Source organism: Bacillus sp. FJAT-47783, assembly GCF_022808615.1.
In the GTDB taxonomy this organism is placed as follows: Bacteria; Bacillota; Bacilli; order Bacillales; family Aeribacillaceae; genus Bacillus_BZ.
Window position 1 is genome coordinate 1 of the sequence record NZ_JAKZKS010000057.1, and the last position, 1986, is coordinate 1986.

Annotated in this window: 2 protein-coding genes; one reads left to right on the forward strand and one right to left on the reverse strand. The window is 38.7% G+C overall.

Going from position 1 to position 1986, the window contains the following annotated elements; translation table 11 throughout:
• The first annotated feature begins 445 nt into the window (after nt 1-445).
• Entirely contained in the window at nt 446-712 is a 267-nt protein-coding gene (locus tag MLD65_RS17890) for a hypothetical protein (protein ID WP_243293175.1), read from the forward strand.
• 414 nt (nt 713-1126) lie between these two features.
• Here MLD65_RS17890 and tnpB read toward each other — a convergent pair.
• A partial coding sequence (tnpB, locus tag MLD65_RS17895; RefSeq protein WP_243293176.1) for an IS200/IS605 family element RNA-guided endonuclease TnpB occupies nt 1127-1986 on the reverse strand: 860 nt, incomplete at its 5' end.

Genomic DNA, 1986 nt, shown 5'->3' on the forward strand with positions numbered 1-1986 from the left:
TGCATATTTCTCTTCAGCCTTCCCCCAAGGAATCATTTCAGCAAGAAGGACCCATCGATTCTCTTTATTTAATTTACCGCCAAAAGGCAGGAAGAAGTCATCGGAAAATGTCAGTTGATTTTGCGTTTCTTGATACACAGTGCTGACCTCCAAGTGCAAGGTTTTTTGTGGGTTTTACCGTAAATCCATACACTTTATATTCGACAAAAGCTACTAAAACCCTTGTCGGTACTAGTTTTTTGTCTATTCAGCAAACCCGAATTAGGAAGTGAATACACGATCGGAAACTCCGATTTTCAAAGCCAAAAGAAAAACGGACGTCAAGTGAATAAAAAATAATTTGTAAATAGGAGCAGTTTATTCACGCTCCTATTTCACTTCATTAACATCATGTATTATGCGACATACAATAAAAGAAACACGCAAAAAGATGGTGAATATCTTAATGCATCCCACATTTAACAATCATCTCTATATAAACAGAATTTCGCCTCAAATTGGAACAGCATGGTACGGCCGGCACGTTGTCATCGTCCATTGCAACCCGCTTACAAATACTTTAATGAAAATAGATACGAGCCTACATGCACCTCTTGAGCCTCCTCATTATTTATGTTCCGAAACACTATCTCAATTGTTTAGCATCGGTTATACGCTCGTCACAGCCGTTGCACTATCGAAAACTCATGTGCTTTATATGCTTGTAAAATGAAAGCTTCCCTTTACATGAATGTGGTGATGAAATTAGTCTATAATTTAGTAGTTTAGGGTCATTTTAATTCGTCGGATAAAGTGAACCTTCATTCAGTGGGGTTTTTTCATCCTCCACTGAATATTAGTCCCTACGGGATGACCTAAAGGCCACAGGACGTGGCGCTCTTCGTCTGTGTTCTTTATGTTCGGACCTTAACGGGCAGTTGTCCCCCATCTATCTTATTTGCTTTTACGACAGAATCTTAAGGTGGGGGTCTTACTGCACGTTAAGAGTAGGATAAAACGAATAACCACCTATGTTTCGAATCCAAACTTTAGCATGATCCCCATTTGGATCACTTATCCTTGAACTACCACTAGGCTAAAGCCATAGTGGATTCCTAAGTACAGAGTTCTATCGAACTCTAATTGATTAGGCTATCCCCGTAGTCCCTACGGTTAATCGCAATGCTTCATTACGAAGATTTAAACTTGCGTTAAGATCTCTGTCATGATGGGTATGGCATTGAGGACATTCCCATTCACGAAGGTTGAGATTTTTAACGTCTTTGTTTTGATAGCAACAGCACGAACAAAGCTGACTAGATGGAAAATTTTTCGCTACTGTTACGACTTGTTTCCCATACCATTTGGCTTTGTATTCAATCATGGTTTTAAATTGTGACCATGATACTTCGCTGATGGCTTTGGCAAGGTTATGATTTTTTAGCATATTACTTACCAACAAATCTTCCATACCGATGATGTCGTGGTTTTTGACCATCTCGGTAGAGATTTTGTGTAGATAATCATTTCGTGCATTGGCAATTTCTTCATGGATGCGAGCCACTTTTACTCGTTGCTTATTCCAATTTGAACCACCTTTTTTTCGTTTGGATAGAATGCGTTGTGCTTTCGCTAATTTATCTTCTAATTTGCGAAACCATTTAGGATTGTTATATATTGTTCCGTCTGAAAGAATAGCAAAGTCTTTTAAACCAACATCTATACCAACTGCCGAGTTAGTTTTAGGCAACTCTTGTACTTCTGCTTCAACCAAAATAGACACAAAATATTTGCCACTTGGATTTCGTCTAACCGTAGCAGACAGAATACGACCTTCCACTTCACGACTTTTTGCCAAACGAACAAGACCAAGTTTCGGTAACTTGATGTGTTTATCCAGTACAGCAATATTTCCATTCGTATGCTTGGTTGTATAAGATTGCACAGGATTCTTTTTAGACTTGAAGCGTGGTTTGTCGTTTTGCTTCTTAAAGAAGCGAGAATAAG

What these genes read in the sequence shown, in the direction of transcription:
- MLD65_RS17890 (WP_243293175.1), top strand. Translation starts at nt 446, where the DNA reads ATGCATCCCACATTTAACAATCATCTCTATATAAACAGAATTTCGCCT.